The organism is Methanosarcina spelaei, assembly GCF_002287235.1.
Taxonomy (GTDB): domain Archaea; phylum Halobacteriota; class Methanosarcinia; order Methanosarcinales; family Methanosarcinaceae; genus Methanosarcina; species Methanosarcina spelaei.
Genome location: NZ_LMVP01000285.1, coordinates 1 through 1,229 on the forward strand (window position 1 = coordinate 1; position 1,229 = coordinate 1,229).

Annotated in this window: 1 protein-coding gene and 2 pseudogenes; 2 read left to right on the plus strand and 1 reads right to left on the minus strand. The window is 35.7% G+C overall.

From position 1 onward, the window contains the following. Positions 1-34: 34 nt before the first annotated feature. Positions 35-406 (plus strand): hypothetical protein, encoded by a 372-nt coding sequence (locus ASJ81_RS12935; protein ID WP_095644784.1) that lies wholly within the window; start codon positions 35-37, stop codon positions 404-406. 144 nt (positions 407-550) lie between these two features. Here ASJ81_RS12935 and ASJ81_RS12940 read toward each other — a convergent pair. Then, positions 551-808: pseudogene (locus tag ASJ81_RS12940) on the minus strand (IS1634 family transposase); the annotation flags it as partial. Positions 809-867: 59 nt separating this feature from the next. Here ASJ81_RS12940 and ASJ81_RS12945 point away from each other — a divergent pair. Further along, positions 868-1,176: pseudogene (locus ASJ81_RS12945) on the plus strand (ISAzo13 family transposase); the annotation flags it as partial. Positions 1,177-1,229 lie beyond the last annotated feature (53 nt).

Consider the following 1,229-nt stretch of genomic DNA (forward strand, 5'->3'; position numbering starts at 1 on the left):
GGAGTTGTAATGGTAGCAGCAATAATTAGAGTAAATGAGCTTTTGGGATAGGCTCTATAATATAAAGGTGAGTCCGGAAATAAGGGGAATTACTAATAAAAATTTCTATAAGTTTCTAAATGAAATCGTATCTGTAATTCTTTTCCAGCTAATGAAACTTGAGAAAAAAGATAATATTGAGATAAATGTAGAACTTTCAAGGGATCTGGAGGTTCCGGAGTGGAGAGAATTTGTTATTACTATAAAATTACTCTCTATGGATTATATGGATGATAAAGAGTTTTTCAGTTTATGGAAAAAGATAGATGGGAGTGTAAGAGACAGAATATCTTCGATAAAAGATGTAGATAAAGAGGTTCTCGAAAAGTACGGAAAACTTATAATTATTTTAGAAAAAGATGAATGATTAAACCTTTTTCCCGATACACATGGCTTTTGATCCCTGCCTTCTCCTGAGTTTGTCCTCTGCGTTGTCTGAAGACACAAACTATGAAGATGAGTCAAAATACAGGACATCTATTAGTAGAGCTGTCTTTCCGCAGATCTTCACTCAAATGTAGTATTTTTCACAATTTATCCCCATCAACCTTATTATTTTGTCCTTAACTTCATCCATATTGGCAATTTGAGTTACCACTTTTGATTCCACTTCTATTTTTACTTCTGTAATTCCTCTCATCAGCGTGAAGACCCATTTCAGTGTTGGTTTTTGAGTTTGTTTCTTAATTTGATTACGTATTGTTTCCCCTGTTTCTTTTAGCCTCTCTCTCAGCTTCCATTCCGCTACCGAGTAAACCATCAGAGTTAAGTGATTGTCACAAAATAATTCGGGCATTTATTTATATGGGTTCCTTCTATTGAATATATATGAGTAACCAACTTGAGAAAATTCTCTCTGAAAAGTATGAATTGCTCAAACCGTTTCTCGATGAACAAAAGAAACGTCTATTTGCTGGTGCTGAGGCTATTAGCCTTGGTGAAGGTGGAATCAGCATAGTTTCTCGTGCAACAGGAATCTCTCGTGATACTATTTCTAAAGCTTGTAAAGAACTAGCAAGTGGAACGATTGGAGCAAGTGGAACATCTATTCCTGATGGTAAGATTCGAGCTCCTGGGGGAGGTCGCAAAAAGAGTGTTGATAAAGATCCCACACTTATATCTGATCTTGAAAGTCTTTAGGAGTTACGCAGTTGGCTTTTACCACATTGTTTTTAGCAACTCCACAAATA

Bases quoted from the DNA above. Each gene is read 5' to 3' on its own strand.
- ASJ81_RS12935 (WP_095644784.1), top strand. From the start codon at position 35: ATGAGCTTTTGGGATAGGCTCTATAATATAAAGGTGAGTCCGGAAATA.